The 20,957-nt window shown below is 34.9% G+C and carries 16 protein-coding genes; 9 read left to right on the forward strand and 7 right to left on the reverse strand.

Going from position 1 to position 20,957, the window contains the following annotated elements; all coding sequences use genetic code 11:
- The first annotated feature begins 114 nt into the window (after window positions 1-114).
- Together OZP12_RS12405 and OZP12_RS12410 are read left to right on the forward strand one after the other, a co-directional pair.
- Window positions 115-1,563: an alpha-L-fucosidase gene (locus tag OZP12_RS12405; protein ID WP_281225318.1), complete on the forward strand. Its 1,449-nt coding sequence runs from the start codon at window positions 115-117 to the stop codon at window positions 1,561-1,563.
- A 19-nt stretch (window positions 1,564-1,582) separates the two neighbouring features.
- On the forward strand, window positions 1,583-3,700 hold the full coding sequence (locus OZP12_RS12410) for an alpha-L-fucosidase (protein WP_281225319.1): 2,118 nt from the start codon (window positions 1,583-1,585) through the stop codon (window positions 3,698-3,700).
- A gap of 64 nt (window positions 3,701-3,764) precedes the next feature.
- On the opposite strand, the gene OZP12_RS12415 is transcribed toward OZP12_RS12410, so the two are convergent.
- From OZP12_RS12415 to OZP12_RS12425, 3 genes are read right to left on the reverse strand one after another with little or no spacing between them, the layout of a single operon-like run.
- Window positions 3,765-6,008, reverse strand: a complete 2,244-nt coding sequence (locus tag OZP12_RS12415) for a GH92 family glycosyl hydrolase (protein WP_281229069.1) — start codon at window positions 6,006-6,008, stop codon at window positions 3,765-3,767.
- Between the two features lie 4 nt (window positions 6,009-6,012).
- Window positions 6,013-7,497, reverse strand: a complete 1,485-nt coding sequence (locus tag OZP12_RS12420; RefSeq protein WP_281225320.1) for an alpha-L-fucosidase — start codon at window positions 7,495-7,497, stop codon at window positions 6,013-6,015.
- Between the two features lie 17 nt (window positions 7,498-7,514).
- On the reverse strand, window positions 7,515-9,821 hold the full coding sequence (locus OZP12_RS12425) for a glycoside hydrolase family 20 protein (RefSeq protein ID WP_281225321.1): 2,307 nt from the start codon (window positions 9,819-9,821) through the stop codon (window positions 7,515-7,517).
- Window positions 9,822-9,987: 166 nt separating this feature from the next.
- On the opposite strand from OZP12_RS12425, the gene OZP12_RS12430 reads away from it, so the two are divergent.
- The 5 genes from OZP12_RS12430 to OZP12_RS12450 all read left to right on the forward strand — a co-directional run bounded on the left by OZP12_RS12430 (window position 9,988) and on the right by OZP12_RS12450 (window position 14,706).
- Entirely contained in the window at window positions 9,988-10,854 is an 867-nt protein-coding gene (locus tag OZP12_RS12430) for an AraC family transcriptional regulator (RefSeq protein WP_281225322.1), read from the forward strand.
- 220 nt (window positions 10,855-11,074) lie between these two features.
- Window positions 11,075-12,373 carry an L-fucose:H+ symporter permease gene (gene fucP / locus OZP12_RS12435; RefSeq protein WP_281225323.1) on the forward strand — a complete coding sequence of 433 codons (1,299 nt, stop codon included), beginning with the start codon at window positions 11,075-11,077 and terminating at the stop codon, window positions 12,371-12,373.
- A gap of 40 nt (window positions 12,374-12,413) precedes the next feature.
- Complete coding sequence (locus OZP12_RS12440; RefSeq protein ID WP_281225324.1) at window positions 12,414-13,178, forward strand: SDR family NAD(P)-dependent oxidoreductase; 765 nt, start codon at window positions 12,414-12,416, stop codon at window positions 13,176-13,178.
- Window positions 13,179-13,476: 298 nt separating this feature from the next.
- Window positions 13,477-14,328, forward strand: a complete 852-nt coding sequence (locus tag OZP12_RS12445) for a DUF3943 domain-containing protein (protein ID WP_281225325.1) — start codon at window positions 13,477-13,479, stop codon at window positions 14,326-14,328.
- Window positions 14,329-14,565: 237 nt separating this feature from the next.
- Entirely contained in the window at window positions 14,566-14,706 is a 141-nt protein-coding gene (locus tag OZP12_RS12450) for a hypothetical protein (protein WP_281225326.1), read from the forward strand.
- A gap of 314 nt (window positions 14,707-15,020) precedes the next feature.
- On the opposite strand, the gene OZP12_RS12455 is transcribed toward OZP12_RS12450, so the two are convergent.
- From OZP12_RS12455 to menD, 3 genes are all read right to left on the reverse strand, one after another.
- A complete protein-coding gene (locus tag OZP12_RS12455; protein WP_281225327.1) occupies window positions 15,021-15,875 on the reverse strand; it encodes a CvfB family protein in 855 nt (284 codons plus the stop codon).
- Between the two features lie 134 nt (window positions 15,876-16,009).
- Window positions 16,010-16,351, reverse strand: coding sequence for a DUF2853 family protein (locus OZP12_RS12460; protein WP_281225329.1), 342 nt, complete (start codon window positions 16,349-16,351; stop codon window positions 16,010-16,012).
- A gap of 170 nt (window positions 16,352-16,521) precedes the next feature.
- Entirely contained in the window at window positions 16,522-18,183 is a 1,662-nt protein-coding gene (gene menD / locus OZP12_RS12465; RefSeq protein ID WP_281225330.1) for a 2-succinyl-5-enolpyruvyl-6-hydroxy-3-cyclohexene-1-carboxylic-acid synthase, read from the reverse strand.
- Between the two features lie 140 nt (window positions 18,184-18,323).
- On the opposite strand from menD, the gene OZP12_RS12470 reads away from it, so the two are divergent.
- Window positions 18,324-18,821 (forward strand): GNAT family N-acetyltransferase, encoded by a 498-nt coding sequence (locus tag OZP12_RS12470; protein ID WP_281225331.1) that lies wholly within the window; start codon window positions 18,324-18,326, stop codon window positions 18,819-18,821.
- A gap of 57 nt (window positions 18,822-18,878) precedes the next feature.
- Window positions 18,879-19,823, forward strand: a complete 945-nt coding sequence (locus OZP12_RS12475; protein WP_281225332.1) for a tRNA dihydrouridine synthase — start codon at window positions 18,879-18,881, stop codon at window positions 19,821-19,823.
- A gap of 98 nt (window positions 19,824-19,921) precedes the next feature.
- Here OZP12_RS12475 and OZP12_RS12480 read toward each other — a convergent pair whose 3' ends face one another.
- Window positions 19,922-20,467, reverse strand: a complete 546-nt coding sequence (locus OZP12_RS12480; protein ID WP_281225333.1) for a glutathione peroxidase — start codon at window positions 20,465-20,467, stop codon at window positions 19,922-19,924.
- Window positions 20,468-20,957: the final 490 nt, after the last annotated feature.

Here is a 20,957-nt window from a genome sequence, read left to right on the forward strand (position 1 = left end):
TAGTGAAGCGAAGAGATAAAGGCGAAAGCGGGAATCATGCATACAAAAAAAACTAATGTTTCTGCTCCTAAAAAAATTATATCATCCATCGTTTCAAAAACTAAAAGACAAAAGATGAAAAACAGATTTAAATTATTATTTGCCGCAGTTGTTTTTTCCAACACGATTGCCCTTCACGCGCAAGGTGAATTCAGTATGAAAGCCGACAAATCAGAAGAAGAAGGCTATGTTTGGACCAAAGACCCTTTGGTAAAAGCTAATCTTGATAAATGGCAGGGTTACAAGTTTGGAGTATTAATCCACATGGGGCTTTACACGCAGTTGGGAACCGTTGAATCCTGGGGCTTGGCACCTGAAGACTGGGTAACCAGAGATGGCTATGATGATTATTACAAATACGCCACTGATTACCGAAATACCAAATACAAATTGAATCCGACCAATCTGAATTCGGAGAAATGGGCAAAAATGTTCAAAGGTGCTGGGGCAAAATATATGATTTTTACTTCGAAACACCACGACGGATTTTGTATGTATGATTCGAAATACACCGATTTTAAAATTACAAATCCGGAGTTTCCTTATGGAAAAAATCCAAAAGCGGATGTGTTGAAAGACGTTTTGGATGCGTCGAGAAAAGAAGGATTGGCTGTTGGAGTTTATTTTTCAAAGCCTGACTGGACAACCGAAAATTTTTGGTGGTCGTATTATCCACCAAAAGACAGGAATCCTACTTATGACATCAAAAAATTTCCGGAAAGATGGGATAGCTATGTTAAATACACTCAAAACCAATTGAACGAATTGACAACCAATTACGGAAAAGTTGATATTCTTTGGCTTGATGGATGCTGGGTTCGACCTTTAAATACGATCAATAAAAAAGTCGAAGAGTTTTGTAAATATCCTTATGATATGGATATCAACATGAAATTGATTTCGGAAACGGCACGCAAAAAACAACCAGGAATGTTGGTTGTGGATCGTTGGGTTCCTAGCGAATATGAAAACTACCTGACACCTGAACAAAAAACTCCCGAAAAACCTTTGACAGTGCCTTGGGAAAGTTGCATTACCCTTGGAGGAGCCTGGGGATGGGTACCAAATGACCATTACAAATCTTCGAAAGAAGTGGTACAATTGCTTACGAACATTGTTGTAAAAGGCGGTAATCTTTTATTGGGAGTTGGACCAGATGCCAAAGGGGAATTTGACCCGAAAATTGAAAAAACGTTAGCTAATGTTGGAAAATGGCTTTCTGTTAATGGTGAAGCGATTTATGATACCAAACCTGTTGCACCCTACTTGGACGGAAAAGTAGGTTATACACAAAAAGGAGCTGCTATTTACGGGATTTACATGCCGGCAAAAGACGAAAAAGAATTGCCTGCACAAATCACTATCAAAACCGATATGAAAGGCAGTTTGAAAGCTACTTTATTATCTAACAAACAAAAATTGTCCAGCAAAAAAACAGATGGAGGAATCATTGTTACGATTCCGCAAGAGCTTAGAAGTTCGTTAGCCAGTCAAGAAGCGGTAGTAATCAAAGTAAGTAAATAATTTTTCGAAGAAATAAAAAATGAAAAAAAGGTTATTGACCGCTATTGGATGTTTAGCATTTTTGTCTATGACAGCCCAAAAAGTGACTGCTCCTGCTCCCTATGGCGTCTTGCCTACCGAACCACAATTACAGTGGCATGAAATGGAACAATATGTTTTGGTACACTTTACACCAACAACTTTTCAAAACAAAGAATGGGGTTATGGAGATGCCGATCCAAAAATTTTCAATCCAACTAAATTTGATGCGAGTCAAATTGTAAATGCTGCCAAGGCTGGTGGCTTCAAAGGAGTGATTCTTGTTGCCAAACACCATGATGGTTTTTGTTTGTGGCCTACCAAAACAACAAATTACAATATCAGTAAAAGCCCTTTCCGTGACGGAAAAGGAGATATGGTAAAAGAATTTGAAACTGCTGTACGTAATGCAGGAATGAAATTCGGGCTTTATTGCTCACCTTGGGACAGAAATAATGAAGATTATGGCAAACCTGAATATGTGACCAAATTTCGTGAACAATTAACCGAATTGTATTCAAATTACGGGAACTTATTCATTACCTGGTTTGATGGTGCCAATGGAGGCGATGGTTATTATGGCGGAAAAAACGAAAAAAGAAGTATCGATCGCACAAAATATTACGGTTGGGAAACCACTTGGGGAATTTCCAGAAAATTGCAACCGGGAGCCGTTATTTTTGCCGATATGGGTGATGTACGTTGGGTAGGTAATGAGCATGGTTTTGCTGCCGAAACCTCATGGGCAACATTTACGCCACTACCAACAGACGGTAATACAGTTGCTGCACCGGGAGCAACCGATTCCAGAAAAGCACCTGAAGGAACAAGAAACGGTAAATATTGGAAACCGGCCGAATGTGATGTACCGTTAAGAAATGGTTGGTTTTACCACACTACTGATGATAATCACGTGAAAACAGTTTCAGAATTATTTGAGATTTATACTAATTCCGTAGGAAGGGGTGGTTGTCTTGATTTAGGGCTTTCGCCAACAACTGATGGTTTGTTGCATCAAAATGACGTAAAAAATCTAAAAGATTTTGGGGACTATCTGAAAAAATTATTTGCTGACAACCTTGCTAAATCTGCTGTAATTACAGCTTCTAATACCAGAGGTGGTGATGCCAAATCATTTGGTATTAAAAACCTGATTGATGAAAATCGTTACTCGTATTGGGCGACCGATGATGATGTAAAAAAAGCATCGCTTACTTTAGAATGGAAAAAAGACCAAACATTTAATGTTATCCGTCTTAGAGAAAACATCAAATTGGGGCAACGTATCGAAAAAGTTGAAATCGATGCTTTTGTCAATGGAAATTGGAAAAAAATAGGCGAAGCAACAAGCATTGGTTCAAACCGATTGGTACGTTTGCCAAATTATGTTACTGCTTCAAAACTAAGAATTCGTATCGAAGAATCGCCTGTTTGTATTGCTTTGAGCGATGTTGGAGTATTTAAAGAGCCGGAACAATTGGCAAAGCCAAAAATCAAAAGAGATAAAGATGGAATGGTTTCTATAACTACTGAAATGCCTGTAAAAGAAATCCATTTTACCATTGACGGAACAGAACCTTCTGCGCAATCTCCGGTTTATAAAGAAGCATTTGTATTTTCTACTTCGGGTGAAGTGAAAGCAAAATCATTTGGAACCGATATGAAATCAAGCGAAATGGTAATTCAATCGTTCAATGTATCTAAAAAAGACTGGAAAGTAGTTGCAGCTACTTCTGAAAATCAAGAAAACGGAAAATCGTTGAATACCATTGATGATAATGTAAGAAGTCTTTGGAGCACTCCTGAAAATACAGCTTTACCACAATCAATCACTATTGATATGGGCAAAGAAATAAGTATTGCTTCATTTTCATATTTACCTCGTCAAAACGGAACTGGCGGCATTGTGAAAAACTACGAATGGCAAACAAGTAACGATAATACAACCTGGACAACCGTTGCCGAAGGCGAATTTTCAAACATCAAAAGCAATCCTGTTGAACAAAACGTTCCTTTAAAAACAGCTGTAAAAGCACGATATTTTAAATTCATTGGCAAAAGCAGTGTTGATGGAAATTATATTTCGACTGCTGAATTGGGTGTGAAAACAGTAAAATAGTTTACTTCTTATTTAATTTGAAACAAAACAAAAGGGGCATCAATTTAGAAGCCCCTTTTTCATTTTAATTCTGAATCACTTTCAGCGTAGTTCCATTTACAAAATCATCATGCGAAATGAAATAGCTATTAAGTGTTTTTCCGTTTAATTGAATCGCCTTGATTTTACCATTGTTATTGATTTCCCGTTCAATCACAATAGTTTTCTTTTTATAATATTTTGGATCTAGTTGAATTGTAATTTTATCAAACATTGGTGTCGTGATCGTATAAATTGGATCACCGGGCGAAATAGGATAAATTCCCATCATAGAATACACCAACCAAGCAGACATTGTTCCAGTATCGTCATTTCCAGGCAATCCTTTTGGTTTATTTTGAAAATACTCTTTCACAAGTTTTTTCACTAATTCCTGACTTCTCCACTCCTTTCCTTGTACGTAATTAAACAAATAAGGATAAGCAATGTCTGGCTCATTTGCCATATCAAATTGTTTATTGTCAAAGACTTTTTGCAATTGATTTGAAAAGCTTTTATCACCTCCCATTAAATTCATTAATCCTTTTATATCGTGTGGTACCATAAAAGCATATTGCCATGCATTTCCCTCAACAAAACCAACATTCGCCTGAAAATTAGCTCCTGTATCAGGATTAAATGGTTCATACCATTTTCCGTCAACGGTTCGAGGTCGAAGCAATTTTAGGTTTTTATCATATAATTTTCGGTAAGATAACGAACGATTTTTAAAGCGTTCATAGTCTTGTTTTTTTCCTAAAGCTTTCGCTAAAAGAGAAATGGAATAATCCGCAGTATTATACTCTTCTGTCGTAGAAACCGGGCCATGATGATTGGTTGTCAAAAATCCTTTTTCAATATATTCTTTAAGCCCCGGACGTAACGGATTATTCTCGATCTGATCGGCTCCTTTCAACATTGCTTTGTAAGCTTTCTGAACATCAAAATCCTGAATTCCTTTCAAATAAGTATCTGCAATAACAATACTCGCAGGATCTCCAACCATTGTAAAAGTCTCAGTCGAATTCAGTTCCCATTTTGGTAACCAACCGTTTTCATCATACATTTGCAACATACTTTTAACCATATTGGACTGTTGTTGCGGATAAACCAAAGACATTAACTGATGCATGTTTCGGTACGTATCCCACAAGGAAAAAACCGTATAACGTGTGCCTTCGGTTTTACCAATCTTACTTCGTCTAATTTCCGGGTACTCTCCATTAAAATCATTTAAAGTATTTGGATGAATCAAAGTATGGTACAATGCGGTATAAAAAATAGTCTTATCATCATTAGAACCTCCTTCGACCAAAATTTTCGAAAGCTCTTCGTTCCATTCATTGTAGGTATCTTTATAAATAGCTTCAAATGACTTATTTCCTGTTTCTTTTTCTAAATTCTCACGGGCATTTTGGATACTCACATACGAAACCCCAATTTTAACTTCAACCGTCTCCTCTTTATCAAACTGATACGAAAAATAAGTCCCAATACTATCTCCAACCACCGTTTTAATGGTATTTTCCATCATTCGAGTTTTGCCATTATAACCCATCCATTTTGCTTCTTCTCCTTGATATTTTGCAGTCTTTTTCCAGACTCCAAATTGATCTGCGGGTTTTGAAAATTTTGCTACAAAATAGACCGGATAAGCTTGTTCGGGGCTATTATAACAAAATGAACCTACGGTACGCATCCCTTCTATTTCGGTTGAAGAAACGACTTTTACCATCGCTCCTTCTTCATTGGTTAATCCCAAGCCGAGATTCAATAAAATATTAGCTTGCCCTTTCGGGAAAGTGAATTTGCTAACTCCAACTCTTTTTGAAGCTGTAAATTCGCCTTTAACCTTATATTTATCAATATCTACGCTATAGTAAGCCGTTTTGGCAACTTCATTGGAATAAGTCGAACCATATTTTAAATGATTGGTTTCAACAGTTCCAGTCGTTGGCATTAGCAAAATAACGCCTAAATCTGGGCAACCTACCCCACTTAAATTCACCTGGCTAAATCCGGTTAAAAATGTATTTTCATTCACATAAGGATTAGACAACCACTGACTGTCTTTTTCCAGAGGCAAGTTCTTAGGCCCAGCCACATTAAAAGGACTAATGCTTGCCATTCCTCGTGGCGCAATTGGTCCTGGAAAATCAGCTCCGTAATTTGAAGTTCCAATAAACGGATTCACAAAATCTGCTGGTTTTTGAGCAGAAATTATTATACTAAAAAACAGCATGTAAAGAAAACATACTGTTTGTATTGTTCTTTTTCTTCCTAAAAACATATCTCTATTTGTCAATCGTTTCAATTTTCAAAGTCCACGCTTCTTTTGCTGGTAAATTTTGTCTAAGACTTTCTGGAATTACAACTTTAAATCCTTGAGCTTCTTTTTTCCATTTAAGAGAAACTTTTGAACCTAACATTGTAATTTTTGTTCCTTTTTTTGGATTAATAGATTTTACTGTAACTTCTGCGGGAATCTTATCTTCTCCATCTTTTGCCAAATAAAACAAGAAAACGTTACCCATTTTATTTTGCGTCATGCAAATGTTGTTTTCCTTATAAGGCACAATTGGTTTTGTGTCGTAAATTGCGATGCTGTTTACCTTCATCCAATCGGCATATGCTGCCAATAAATCATAAGCACCTTGCTGCCATTCACCCTCCGGGCTTGGAGCAATGTTCAACAATAAGTTCCCGCCTTTGGCAACTACATCAATCAACATATGAATTCCTTGTCTTCCTGTCATGTATTTCGCGTCTGGAGTATAAGACCAACCACCTCCTGAAGTAATACAAGATTCCCAAGGATAAGGCAACGTCTTTTCAGGAACTCTGTTTTCAGGGGTTAAATAATTTTGATTTTTACCGTGAACTGCTCTGTCCACAACGATCAATCCCGGTTGTTTCTGACGTGCTTTTGCAACCAATTCGTCCATTTTTACATCTTGATCCACTACTCTATGTTTGATAAAACCATCTTTCGATTCATTTTCAGCAAATTTTTCAGCATAGTTTTCTTTGATGTTCTGCAAATCTCTTTTTTTAACCCATCCGCCATCTAACCATAAAATATCAACTTTACCATAATTGGTCAAAATTTCTAAAATTTGGTTGTGCGTGAAATCAACATATTTTTGCCATTTTTCAGGGTAAAGCTTTGGATCGTAATTTACGTTTCTGTCAAAAGGAGGAAAATAAGGATCCCAATAGTTTTCGCAATGCCAATCAGGTTTAGAAAAATAAGCTCCCGTTGAAATATTTTCATTTCTAAAAGCATTAAAAACTTCCTTCAAAATATCGGCTTTTGAATTTGTACTAAAAGCACAATCTTTGTCGGTTACTTTATAATCAGTATATTTTGAATCAAACATTGTAAACCCATCATGGTGTTTTGTGGTAAAAACCATGTATTTCATTCCGGCTGCTTTAGCTGCTTTGGCCCATTTTGAAGGGTCGAATTTTGTTGGATTAAATGTTTTTTTCAAACCTTCATACTCTTTTACATATTGTGTATAGTTGGCTGGATTACTTCCTTTTTTGCGCTCACACCATCCATAATCTTCCGGGCAAATTGACCAAGATTCAACAATTCCCCATTGACTGTAAGTTCCCCAGTGCATCAATAATCCAAACTTTTTCCCTTGCCATTGCTCTAGATTTTTCAGAACCAACGGATCAGTTTCAGGCACATAACGTTCGTCTTCGTAGATAGCCTGCGAAAACATTTGAACTGTAAACAATAACGCGATAATAAATATTCCTTTTTTCATCTTTACACTTTATTTTTTTAATTCACCGTAATTTCATCAACAAACAACCAAGCCGATTGATTTTCGCCCGGATGGCCTAGAGGACATTGCCCAAGATTCTTGGCTGTAACACGAACAATTTTCGCTTTTTCTTCCGAAAATTTAGCCTCAAAATCTTTAATCACCAACTCTTTTTCTGAAGCTGGAACCGAATTTATTATAGTCTTTACTTCTTTAAAATTAATTCCATCACTCGAAACTTCAAATTTTACCCATTGCGGTAAAAACACCCATTGTCCGTAATTTTGGATACAGCCCAAAGTAATAGTATTTACATTAGTTATTGCTCCTAAATCTATTGTAGCCACTAAATCATTTCCATCAAATGCATGCCAATGTTTGCCAATATTTTTAGTTCCCTTAATACCGTCTGTTAACGTATTTGCACCGTTGGCAGGATAATATTTGCTGAAAGCATTTGTATAAATTACGTTTTTCCCTGTAGCCTTATTGAAAGTAAATGATTGTTCAGCTGGTTTTTTATTCATAACCTTGTTATTCAATACCATAATAGCCTTTACTGTCATAAATGAATTAACTGCAAATGGCTTTTCATATTTACTGCTTCCGATAGTAGGGATACTCCCATCGGTTGTATAATAAATGACACCATCAGTATTTTCTGTTTCAAGCGCAATAGAAAGTTTACCATTTTCCACTATCGGTTTAATGTCTACTTTGAAATTTCCTTTGGAATAATGAAGCCCTTTTTGATCAAAACCTACTAAGTGGGGCTGCAATCGTTTATTGAAATCTTCCCAATTACGCTTCTCCTTTGGAGACCACAATACTTCCGCCAGAGCTTGCATACGCGGAAGAATCATATATTCAGCCTGTTCTGCAGTTGGGATATATTCTGTCCATAAATTAGCTTGTGAACCCAAAACGCGTTTGCCTTCCTCTTGGGTTAATTCTGACGGAATCGGTTCATAGCTATACACTTTTTTCAAAGTATTAAATCCACCGATTGCTGCAGGTTCTGTTTCAGGATCGCCCTGATAATGGTCAAAATAACATGGAGAACCAGGAGTCATGATCACGTCATGCCCCATTTTGGCTGCTTCAATTCCACCTGCTTCACCCTGCCAACTCATAACAGTTGCTTCAGGAGCTAAACCGCCTTCTAAAATTTCGTCCCAGCCAATCATTTTTCGATTTTTGGAAACCAAAAACTTTTCGATTCTACGGATGAAATAACTCTGCAATTCTTTTTCGTCTTTCAATTGTTCTGCTTTCATTCTGGCTTGACATTTAGGGCAGTTTTTCCAACTTGTTTTATCAACTTCATCACCTCCCACATGAATATATTGGGAAGGAAAAATAGCCATCACCTCAGTAAGTACATCTTCTAAAAACGCAAATGCCTGATCATTTCCAGCGCAATAATTGCTTTCGCCTTTACTGGCAAAGAAATTTCCAGTCGTCCCAAAATTAACTTTAGAATTACAAGAAAGTTCAGGATATGCAGCCATTGCAGCTTCTGAATGTCCTGGCATTTCAATTTCTGGAACAACGGTAATATTTCTTTCTTTGGCGTAAGCAACAATCTCTTTTGCCTGCTCTTGGGTATAATAACCTCCGTAAGTCGATTTACTTCTGTCTGCATTGAATGTTACCTCTGCCCAGTTCCAAGGTTTTGCGGTATCATCTACACGCCAAGCGGCTTGCTGAGTCAGTTTAGGATATTTTTTGATTTCTAAGCGCCATCCGGCTCCGTCAACTAAATGCCAATGAAAAACATTCATTTTATAAGTTGCCAACAAATCGATAAATTCTTTTACCAATTCGGGGGCAAAAAAATGTCGGCTGACGTCAAGCATCAAACCTCTCCACTGAAAACGTGGATAATCTTTAATTTCCATACTCGGAATTTGAACCAAATCGTTGGTTCGTGTAAAAGGCAAAGTTTGTAACAATGACTGAACGCCATAAAACAGCCCTTTAGAAGTATTTGCTTTAACTGAAATCTCATTTGAATTTACCGAAATCAAATATCCCTCATCTCCTATATTCTCGATTTTTTCAATTTGAAAAATAATTTTATTTCCTTTGTTGTTTGCTTTTAAATCAAAGCCTGAAACCCTTTTTACATATTCTGTAAAAAAATGAACTACTCGTTCTGTTTCTTTATCTTTTTTAGAAATTTTGATAGCTGTTTTATCATTGATGACAAAACTTCCCTGCTTCATTTCTAAACTAACTGGTTGCGGGATAATGTTAATTGTTTGCTGTGCTCGCGACAACATAGAAAATAACAGTACCGCCAATAAAATCGTTTTCCTCATATTTTTGATTTTTTTTTGTTTACTGCTTATAATTCCTAAAACTTATTAGTAGGACATTATATTTTTAGCATTTTATTTTCTAAATATACTGGTACTAAACCATATTTATTACCTCAATATTACCTTAGTTTAATTATTACTTATCTTTACGGCAAAAAATAGAAAAATGAAAATTGAAAAAACCAAAATAACATCCTACCTGAATAGCTACATTTCAGTTATTTCCCGTGAGGAATCTTTTTTTCAATCTCCTTTTCATTCACACCCCGAACTCGAATTAGTTTATATCAAAGAAAGTTACGGAAAAAGAATCGTGGGAAATTCTGTTGAGCAGTTTGTTTCCGGCGATATGGTTTTTCTTGGTTCGGACATTCCCCATGTATGGCTGAATGACGAAATTTATTACAAAGGCATCAATACATTAAAAGCCCAAGCTATCGTAGTTTATTTTAACAAAGATATTTTTGGACCTATTTTTTATGAATTAAAAGAAACGCAAAAAATAAACAACCTTTTCAACAAGGCCGTAAGAGGACTTTCGATTTCGGGAAAAACAAACGAATTGGTTGCAAAAAAACTGGAAAAGTTAGTCAACAAAAAAAACTTCGAAATCATTATTGGCCTTTTTGAAATCCTGTCAATTCTTTCTGAAAGTGAGGACATTTCATTTGTAAATAATGAAGCTTATTTGCCTGTAAATGAACAAACCAAAAATGATCGCATATCTGATGTTTTTGATTATGTAAAAAACAATTTCAAACAAGACATTTCATTAGATGAAATTTCCCAGATCGCAAATTTAACCCCAACTTCTTTTTGCAGAATGTTTAAAGCGAAAACCCAAAAACATTTTGTGGAATATCTCAATGAAATTAGGGTTGCCAACGCATGTAAATTTTTAATAGAAACCGATATGGGAATGTCTGAAATCGCATACGAGTGTGGTTACAAAACCGCTTCTAATTTCAACAAGCTTTTCAAAAAACTGACAGGGACTACGCCAAAAGAATACCGTAAAAAAACTGAAAACTAATTTTTTTAGGGCTAATATTTTTTTATCAAATAGCTTTTATTTTCTGATAAATATCATAATAAAATCCGCAGAAAGTGCATTATTTTGATTTTTTGTTTCTAATTGATTCAATTCAAAAAGATAATTAATAACTAAACTATGATAATATTGAATTAACAAACAGACTTTAGTAATTATATCTTTCAAATCCTAAAACTATACTAACTTAAAAGCAATTTGCATGGCATTAGCACCTCAATCCGGAACCCCAAAGAATGGGAACTCAAACGAAAATAAAAAATGGTTATTCCCCTTTATATTAGTAACCAGCTTATTTTTTTTCTGGGGATTTGTTCACAATTTGGATCCGATACTTATTCCTCACTTAAGAAAAGCATTTAATCTTTCGGATTTACAATCCTCACTGATAGATTCCTCCGTTTTTATTGCCTATTTCGTTATGGCTTTGCCTGCGGGTTACATTATGCGAAAATATGGTTATAAATCGGGAATTATATTAGGATTACTTCTTTTTGGAATGGGATGTATTCTTTTTGTTCCGGCCGCTAATTCATTGCAATATATCTATTTTCTTGGGGCTTTGTTTGTGATTGCTTGCGGACTTACCTTTTTGGAAACCGCCGCCAATCCTTATGTTACGATCTTAGGACCTGCTGAAACGGCAACCAAAAGATTGAACTTTTCACAATCTTTCAACGGACTTGCCGCTTATGTTGCTCCAGCCTTTATCGGACCAATGATTTTATCCGGAAAAAGTTTGACTAAAGAACAATTGGATGCTCTGACTCCTTCTGAAATGCACGCTCATATTTTGGAAGAAGCAGCGAGTGTAAAAATGCCTTATTTGATTTTAGGATTAATCATTTTGACAGTAGCAGTTATATTTTATTTCACCCACATGCCTGATATCACAAATGAAGACAAAGAAGACGCCGAAGGACATGAAGCAGGAAGTTTTGCCGGAGCTTTGAAATCGATGCGTTTACGATGGGGAATTTTGGCACAGTTTTTTTATGTGGGAGCGCAAGTTTGTGTGGCTAGTTTTTTCATAAAAATGGCAACTACTTCAGCCGGTCTTACTGAAGATTCAGCAGCAAAATTCTTAGGTGCTTTTGGTTTAACCTTTATGCTAGGCCGTTTTGCAGGCACATTCTTCATGCAATACATACAACCAAGAAAACTATTGATCATCTATGCAATAATCAATATTTTGCTATCACTTTTGGCCATCGTTGGTACAGGAATGGTTGTAGTATACACTTTGATTGCAATTGCATTTTTTATGAGCATCATGTTCCCTACAATTTTCTCCATGGGAATCGACGGACTTGGGCATAATACAAAAATTGGTTCTTCTCTTATTGTAATGTCAATCGTTGGAGGAGCATTATTACCTCCTGTTCTAGGATTAATTTCAGATGCTACCGGAAATATCCAAAACGGTTACGTTGTTCCATTAGTTTGTTTTTCAGTAATCCTTTTATTCGCCTTTAACGGTCATAAAACAAATCAAGCCTAAATTGACTTAATTAATATATCTATAATAAAAAATAAAGACCATGTTTTCATTAAAAGACAAAAAAACAGTAATTACAGGTGGTGGTAGCGGAATAGGAAAAGCTATTTCTGTTTTATTCGCTAAACAAGGAGCCGAAGTACATATCGTTGAACTGACTAAAGAAAGTGCTCAAACTGCGGTAGAAGAAATCACTGCTTTAGGAGGAAAAGTAGTTTCACATGCATGCAATGTTGCCAATCAGCAAGAGGTAACCGCGACATTTGAAAAAATCGGAGCTTTTGATATTTTGGTTAACAATGCTGGTATTGCGCATGTTGGTAAAGTAGATACTACACCCGAAGCCGATTTTGATCGTATCATGAGTGTGAACGTAAAAGGAGTTTACAATTGTTTGTATGCGGCCATACCACAACTAAGAACTTCAGGCGGAGGAGTTATCCTTAACATGGCATCAATTGCATCATGGGTTGGAATTCCTGACAGATTTGCTTATTCTACGGCTAAAGGAGCAGTAATGTCAATGACTTTGTCTGTAGCCAAAGATTACATTAACGAAAACATCCGTTGTAACTCAATTTCTCCGGCAAGGGTTCACACTCCTTTTGTGGATGGTTTTATCTCCAAAAATTACCCTGGTCAAGAAGCTGAAATGTTCGAAAAACTATCAAAATCACAACCAATAGGCCGTATGGCAAAACCGGAAGAAGTAGCTGCTTTGGCTTTATTCCTTTGTAGTGATGAAGCTGGCTTTATTACTGGTTGCGATTACCCTATTGATGGAGGATTTATAAAATTGAATAACTAAAACATGAACAACTTATAGACCTACCAATCTATAAAGACACAAAGAATCTGAGAAAAACAAAAGCTCAAACTATCTTAGGATTGTTTGAGCTTTTTAATTTGACCTTGCCTCACCTTTTTAGAGAATACCCTCCAAATCAGCATTCGAACAAAATTTAACTTTAAGATATAAAGGAATACCTTACCCAATTATTTTAAATTAATTATATTTGCGCCGCTTTTGAGAGAAGAATACCAATATAAAAAAGCTTGGAATTCAACAACAAAAAGCCTAACTCAACTATATTCTAAACCAAAAAATGAATTCTTTAAAAAATATTTTATACGCCATTGTAATTTTATTGTCTGCCAATACAGTTTTTGCCCAACAAACACTACAGCCAGTAAACTTTCATAATCTCAATCAAACTCCTCCTTCCGAAAACACACTTGCCTACTCTGACACTCCAGAGAATGTTAATCCGTACAACATGCTTATTTTAGCTGATAGCACGGTCGTACAACAAAATGCAATTAACTATCCGCCAATCAAAAGAGATTACACAAGATTAGGTTATGATACTGCAATGTATTTTGGAGCTGCCGTTATTTCGTTTGGGATATTGTATGCCATGCCTGAAAGCGTGACCAATTGGGACAAAGAAGCCATGAAAGAAAATGGAATTACATATAAATGGAAGCAAAATGTAAAAGCAGGTCCGGTTTGGGATCATGATGACTGGGTTTTAAACTGGGTTACCCATCCTTATGCGGGAGGAATTTATTATATGACTGCCAGAAGTAGTGGTTTTACTTGGTTTGAATCCTTTTTGTACTCGGCCTTTATGTCTACCTGCTTTTGGGAATATGGAATTGAAGCATTTGCTGAAATCCCTTCAAAACAGGATTTAATAATTACACCTGTAGTTGGTTCTGCCATAGGAGAAGGATTTTTCTATTGCAAAAAAAGTATTTTGAGACATGATAAAAGAGTATTGAAATCAAGATTCCTTGGTTACACTTCCCTCGTTTTAATGGATCCTTTCAATACACTTTTGGATGGTCTAGGATACCAGCAGAAAGTTAAAGTACAATCAAATGTAAGTCCTGTTGGTTTTAACAGCGGTACTAACAAAGCGATTTGGGGATTGAATCTTAATGTACAATTTTAAGTCGTAAGATTTTTAATAAACTAAAAATCACTTTATTAAACCAATACTTTCAATAAAAATTCAAATGAATCAGAAGCGTTAAAATTTAAAAAAAATCTAGATTTTAACATTCATGAAAAAAAATAATTATTACTTTTATCTCATGCTAATCGTTATTCTAAAGTAAAACAACGTTAGTTATTAATTCAGGTTAGCATAGAGTTATTCACTGATTTACAAACCTAAAAAACGATTTTTTTGAGTGAATTTGAAATTATTGTCGCTTCTATTTTTTTGGTTTTAAATTATGTAAATATTTCAAAGACCATAAAATACAAGCATTTAAATGAAGTATTCGCTAAAGTGGTAATTGATAAAATAGTAGCACCAAAAGGTTAAATAAAAGATTTATAATCCAACAAGTTTTTAAAATCAAAACAAATTGTTCCAGGAAAATAAACTTTAAATGTATAGTCAACCAATGGTTTTATTGCGAAATTTAGATTTTACTATCGAAAAGAGAGTATTTGATTTATAAGACAATCCATTTTACAAAGTAATTTTCACACTTAGAGATTACAGGTATTACCAATACAATAGTAAAAGTGCTTAAATATACTTTTGAAAATGCAAGAAAATTTTATTTTTGTTTATATCTATAGGGTACAAACAAAAGTAAGAGAAAAAGGCTAATCAGATGATTAGCCTTTTTTTTATTCCTTAACCAGATAAATTCCGTCTTCTTTTATCTCGATCAACTTTTCCTTATACAAAGCACCAATTGCTTTTTTAAAGGTTTTTTTGCTCATTTTCAAAACCGTTTTGATGTCTTCTGGATGTGAATTGTCATTTAAGCGTAAAAAGCCTCTGCTTGCCCGCAATTCATCCATGATTTTTTCAGCATTCGGTTCTACTCCTTGATAACCTTGAATTTGCAATGCCACATCAATCTTGTGATCAGGTCTGATATTTTTGACGTATCCTCTCATGCGGTCTCCTGTACGAATCGAATCATCATAAACTTCATCTTTGTACAGCAATCCTTTGTGCTTTTCGTTGATAATTACATTAATTCCCAAATCGGTAATATGAGAAACTATTAAATCTACTTCTTCTCCTTTTTCAACGGTAAGATCGTCATTTTTTAAAAATTGATTCAATTTACTGGATGCAACCAAACGATTGGTTTTTTTATCCATATAAAGATAGACCAAATATCGTTTTCCTTTTTCCATAGGGCGAGCCTGTTCCTTAAACGGTACTAAAATATCCTTTTCCATCCCCCAATCCATGAAAGCACCAATTTGATTGATATAATTCACTCGCAAAAGCGCAAATTCATTCAGTAATATATAAGGTTCCAAAGTTGTTGCTACCGGACGCTCTTCGTGGTCCAAATACACAAAAACCACTAGCTCTTCACCTATTTCAAATTCATTAGGCACATATTTATTAGGCAAAAGCACATCGTATTTCCCTTCAGGATCTTTTTCTGGGTCACCCAAAAACAAACCCACTTTGGTATCACGCAATATTGTTAACGTGTTATATTTTCCTATTTCAATCATTTTGATTTTATTCTAAGTTGTAATTCCAACTAAATTTAAGTGCAAAGGTACAAACTTTGAAAATGGATTTATAAAAAACATTTCCAATAAAAAAGCGCCTATTAAAGACGCTTTCCAAATAACTTAAATTAACTTTAACTAAAAACACTTTCTCTTCCAAAATGCAGAGCCAATAAATAATAAACTACTGCTCTGTATTTACTTTTGTTTGCTCTTCCATATTTTTCCAATACAGAATCAATTCCCTTAAGAAGTTCGGGGCCATCTTTCAAGCCTAATTTCTTAATTAGAAAATTATTTTTAACTGTCGCAATTTCGGATTGCTGTGTTCCCGCTATAATAGAAGAGTCAGGATTATATATGGACGGACCACAGCCAATTGTCACTTTGGTCAATAAATCCATGTCTGGTATGATCCCGCATTTTTCTTTCAAATCGGCTGCGTACTTTACAATTAATACATCTTTTGCACTCATAAAAACATATTTAAAGGTTTATACAAACAATTTATAACTACCTCAAATTTAGTAATTTATTATTAAAGTGTGCGATTTTTATTCATTATTTTTTCGTGAAATTTTACTACTTAAAGGAAAATTTATTTTCATTGAACAAATATGTTCATTTATCTTTTAAATAAAAAAGTCTAAACCAGCTCTCTAAAATACTGCAATAAAACTGCATTATTTTCTGTTGTTGGTGTAAAGACTTCTAAAATAACCGGTTTATCATTTTGTGCATATAACAATTCCAATCCTTTGGACAAACTCGGTTCATCATTGGCTGTCAAATAATCCAACCCAAACATTTTGGACAAATGTTCTGCAGTTAAATTATGTGACGTTTCAAAATAGGTATTGAAAACAGGAGTTTCCGAATGCCCCGGTAAAATTCTAAAAATCCCTCCTCCACCATTATTAATCAAAATGATTTTGAAGTTTTTCGGAATATAGTTGTTCCAAAGTGCGTTACTATCGTATAAGAATCCAATATCTCCGGTTATGAAAACTGTTGGTTTAGTATTGGCAACTGCTGCACCAATTGCTGTTGAAGTACTACCGTCAATTCCGCTAGTTCCTCTGTTGCAATAAACTTCAATTGAAGGATCGATCGGGATCAATTGCGCATAACGAATCGCTGAACTATTACTTATCTGCAATTGACTGTTTTTTGGCATGCCACTAATCACTTTTTCAAAAACTTTGAAATCTGTAAAAGGGATCTTTGTCAAATAGATATCATGCTTTTCTTTTCGTAACTCTTTAATAGCATTTAGCTGTGAGAAATAATCACTTTCAACCTTCGAAGTCAATGGCAAAAAGGCCTCAAAAAACGTATTGGGTTCCACCTCGAAATGTTCCGACAGACAGCCAAAAGTATCATAAGCCCTTAAGGTATCCACATGCCAATGGTGGTCTGGTTTGTATTTTCTGAAATAGGCTTTTATTCGTTTAGAAACGACCATTCCTCCAAAAGTCACCAAAATTTCGGGACGGAACTTTTCAAAATCTTCATTTGTAAACGGCGTAATAATGGTATCGATATTACTTATAAAACTTTCGTGACTAACATTCGAAGTATTCTCGGTCATCACAACCACCGATTCATCATTGGCGAAAGCCTTAATCACATCTTCAGCAATTGAATTAGGTTCGTTTACTCCAATTAAAATCAGTTTTCGAGTAGCTTTGTCCCAAAGAGGAACAGATTTCTGTAAATCATTGATGTCAATTGTGCGATTTACTTTTGCGGAAGCGATAATAGCACTATTAACACCTAACTCCGAAACCGTTTCATACAAAGGCTCTTCAAATGGAGCATTGATATGAACAGGACCTTTTTTGGCAATAGCCGTATTGATAGCTTCGTTTATTTTTCGGTCATTTTCCTCTGATGCCGCTTCAAGCAAATTGGCATTGTACAAGGAATGATTGGAAAATACATTCTGTTGACGAATGGTTTGTCCATCACCAATATCAATTTTATTTTGCGGTCTGTCTGCCGAAACGACAATCAACGGAATCTGGCTATAAAACGCTTCCGAAAAAGCTGGATAATAATTCAATAACGCCGAACCCGAAGTACAAACAACCACGGTGGGTTTGCGGGTTTGCTGCGCAATTCCTAAAGCAAAAAATGCTGCGGAGCGCTCATCGGCAATACTGTAACAGTTAAAAGCGGGATTACTGGCAAAACCAATCGTAAGTGGCGCGTTTCTTGATCCGGGTGATATTATGATGTTTGTGATTCCTTTGGCTAAAAAAATTTGAAGTAGGCTTTGGGCTAAAGGTATTTTGGGATAAACCATTTTTGAAATTAGAAATTAGAGATTAAAAGTTTGAAGTTTTTCTAACGCTTTAAACTAAAGAGCAAAGTTACAAACTTGACTATCGAATTCCTTCAAATCGAACAACTTTTTCCTATTTTTGATAAGAAATAAATTTAGAAATGAAAATTAAATTAAGACCTTATCAAACCGGGGATACTCAGGCGATATTGGATATCATCAATTACAATATCCTGAACTCAACAGCCATATACGATTATAACATTCGAAGTTACGAACAGCAAAAAGCATTATTGGAAGACAAAATCAAGAAAAACTTCCCTGTGATTGTTGCCGAAGCGGATGGTAAAGTAACCGGTTTTGGGATGTATGGCGAATTCCGTTTTCGCGAAGCTTATAAGTACACCGTCGAACACTCCGTTTATGTCGATAATGATTTTCAAGGTCAAGGAATTGGAAAATTGTTATTGTTTGAATTAATCCAATTGGCAAAAAAGCAAAATTTGCATACTATGATCGCCGTAATTGATGCCGAAAACCAAAGCAGTATCGATTTTCATGAAAAATTTGGTTTCAAAACCGTTGGAATCATTAAAGACTCAGCCTACAAGTTTGACCGCTGGCTACATTCTGTTTTTATGCAATTGATTTTGGAATAAATAATTCCGACCAAGCATAAGCCATAAAGACATATCTTTGCGCTTTTAAGAATATTTATGAGCTTTACACTGCTTTCCTCACCCTTGCAGGGGTTTACTGATTTTCGTTTTCGAAATGCCATCAACAAATATTTCGGTGGAATTGACACTTATTACTCCCCATATATTCGTTTGAACGGAAAATTGGTAATAAAATCATCCTACGAAAGAGATTTACTCCCTGAAAACAATGTTGGTCTTGAAGTCATTCCTCAAGTCATCACCAATGATGCAGAAGAATTCTTATTCGTCGCCAAATATGTGCGCCAACTGGGTTATAAAGAACTCAATTGGAATTTGGGTTGTCCCTATCCTATGGTTACAAAATCCGGCATGGGTTCTGGCCTTATTAGTAATACTGAAAAAATCAATCATATTTTGGATCGCGCCCACTCGGAAACTGATATTATTGTATCTATGAAAATGCGCTTGGGATATGATACAACTGAAGAAATTCTGGATGTCTTGCCTATTTTGGATACTTATCCCTTAAAAAACATTGCCATACATGCACGAATTGGAAAGCAACTATACAAAGGTGGTGTTCATCTGGATGCTTTTCAGCAATGTATAGACAATACCAAACATAAATTATATTATAACGGAGATATTACATCAGTTACCGGTTTCCGTAAAATGCAACAGCGCTTTCCATCGATAGATCACTGGATGATTGGCAGAGGTCTGATTTCAGATCCTTTTTTACCAAGCATGATAAAAAATGACTCTTTGGAATATCCTAAAAACAAAATGGAATTATTCAACGCATTCCATGACACACTTTATGAAGGTTACAGTGAATCATTATCCGGACAAGCACACATTCTTTTAAAAATGCATCATTTATGGGAATACTTTTCGGTTATATTTTCAAATCCGCATAAAACCTATAAAAACATCAAAAAGACTAAAAGCATTCGAAATTACGAAGCAACTGTGAAAGAAATTATTACAAAGGAATAAGTTCAGGATACAGGAAAACATAAACCCATAAAAAAAGAGTTTGCCATGCAAACTCTTTTCTATTTTATAACTGAATACTCAATACTGATAACGGATCACTACCCTTTAATCCAATTCACTACTTCCGGATCTGTTGGTAATGTTTTTGGCGAAATTACTTTTACCAATTCGCCTTTTTCATTGATAAGGTATTTTTGAAAATTCCATTTTACTTCAGAATCTTCAAGACCATTTTTAGATTTTTGTGTCAAAAACTGATAAACAGCACACATATCATCTCCTTTTACCGAAACTTTATCCATCATCGGGAAGGTAACTCCATAATTCAATTTACAGAAAGTAGCAATTTCTTCATTAGTTCCTGGTTCTTGTGAAGCAAAATTATTGGCAGGAAAACCTACAATCACAAATCCTTTGGATGAATATTCTTTATACAAAGCTTCCAAATCTTTATATTGTGGAGTCAATCCACATTTTGAAGCGGTATTGACAATCATTACTTTTTTGCCTTTTAGAGTAGCGAAATCAAAAGTCTTACCATATAAATCTTCTACTTTAAATTGATAAATCGTTTGTTTCACTTGTGCTTGAATTTGGATGCTAAAAAGAAATACAGCGCTAATCGCTAATACTATTTTTTTCATAAGTTTTTATTTTTTTATAAAATTAGAACAAATAGTGTATGTTTTAAAATTTATTTGGGTTAAACATGAGTTAAAACGAAAGGAGTCTTTTATCAGTAATAAAATATTGATCTCAAAAAAGAACAAAAAAATGCTCCGAAATGGAGCATTTTTAACTAACTAAATATAACCAACATTCTTTAGACTTTACTATGTAAATCAACTTTTGAGACCTAATCAAAAATATACAAAATCTAAATAAACCAACCTTTTATATAACTTTCAAACATCGTGCCAAAAACAGTTTATATACGAATTATATCGATAAAACACTTATAAAATACACATAAATAAGTTTTATCTTAATTAATCAATATTTAATAATACCTAAAAAAAAGATGCTCCCGAAGGAACATCTTTCCAACTAATCTAATCGATAATCTTTTTATAAATACGCCGCTTTTACTAAACTAATAGTTTAACCAATAAAACTTAGATTTATTAAACCTAA

It is taken from the genome of Flavobacterium aquiphilum (assembly GCF_027111335.1).
Classification (GTDB): Bacteria; Bacteroidota; Bacteroidia; order Flavobacteriales; family Flavobacteriaceae; genus Flavobacterium; species Flavobacterium aquiphilum.

What these genes read in the sequence shown, in the direction of transcription:
- OZP12_RS12405 (WP_281225318.1), top strand. Translation starts at nt 115, where the DNA reads ATGAAAAACAGATTTAAATTATTATTTGCCGCAGTTGTTTTTTCCAAC.
- OZP12_RS12410 (WP_281225319.1), top strand. Translation starts at nt 1,583, where the DNA reads ATGAAAAAAAGGTTATTGACCGCTATTGGATGTTTAGCATTTTTGTCT.
- OZP12_RS12415 (WP_281229069.1), bottom strand. Translation starts at nt 6,008, where the DNA reads ATGTTTTTAGGAAGAAAAAGAACAATACAAACAGTATGTTTTCTTTAC.
- OZP12_RS12420 (WP_281225320.1), bottom strand. Translation starts at nt 7,497, where the DNA reads ATGAAAAAAGGAATATTTATTATCGCGTTATTGTTTACAGTTCAAATG.
- OZP12_RS12425 (WP_281225321.1), bottom strand. Translation starts at nt 9,821, where the DNA reads ATGAGGAAAACGATTTTATTGGCGGTACTGTTATTTTCTATGTTGTCG.
- OZP12_RS12430 (WP_281225322.1), top strand. Translation starts at nt 9,988, where the DNA reads ATGAAAATTGAAAAAACCAAAATAACATCCTACCTGAATAGCTACATT.
- fucP (WP_281225323.1), top strand. Translation starts at nt 11,075, where the DNA reads ATGGCATTAGCACCTCAATCCGGAACCCCAAAGAATGGGAACTCAAAC.
- OZP12_RS12440 (WP_281225324.1), top strand. Translation starts at nt 12,414, where the DNA reads ATGTTTTCATTAAAAGACAAAAAAACAGTAATTACAGGTGGTGGTAGC.
- OZP12_RS12445 (WP_281225325.1), top strand. Translation starts at nt 13,477, where the DNA reads ATGAATTCTTTAAAAAATATTTTATACGCCATTGTAATTTTATTGTCT.
- OZP12_RS12455 (WP_281225327.1), bottom strand. Translation starts at nt 15,875, where the DNA reads ATGATTGAAATAGGAAAATATAACACGTTAACAATATTGCGTGATACC.
- OZP12_RS12460 (WP_281225329.1), bottom strand. Translation starts at nt 16,351, where the DNA reads ATGAGTGCAAAAGATGTATTAATTGTAAAGTACGCAGCCGATTTGAAA.
- menD (WP_281225330.1), bottom strand. Translation starts at nt 18,183, where the DNA reads ATGGTTTATCCCAAAATACCTTTAGCCCAAAGCCTACTTCAAATTTTT.
- OZP12_RS12470 (WP_281225331.1), top strand. Translation starts at nt 18,324, where the DNA reads ATGAAAATTAAATTAAGACCTTATCAAACCGGGGATACTCAGGCGATA.
- OZP12_RS12475 (WP_281225332.1), top strand. Translation starts at nt 18,879, where the DNA reads ATGAGCTTTACACTGCTTTCCTCACCCTTGCAGGGGTTTACTGATTTT.
- OZP12_RS12480 (WP_281225333.1), bottom strand. Translation starts at nt 20,467, where the DNA reads ATGAAAAAAATAGTATTAGCGATTAGCGCTGTATTTCTTTTTAGCATC.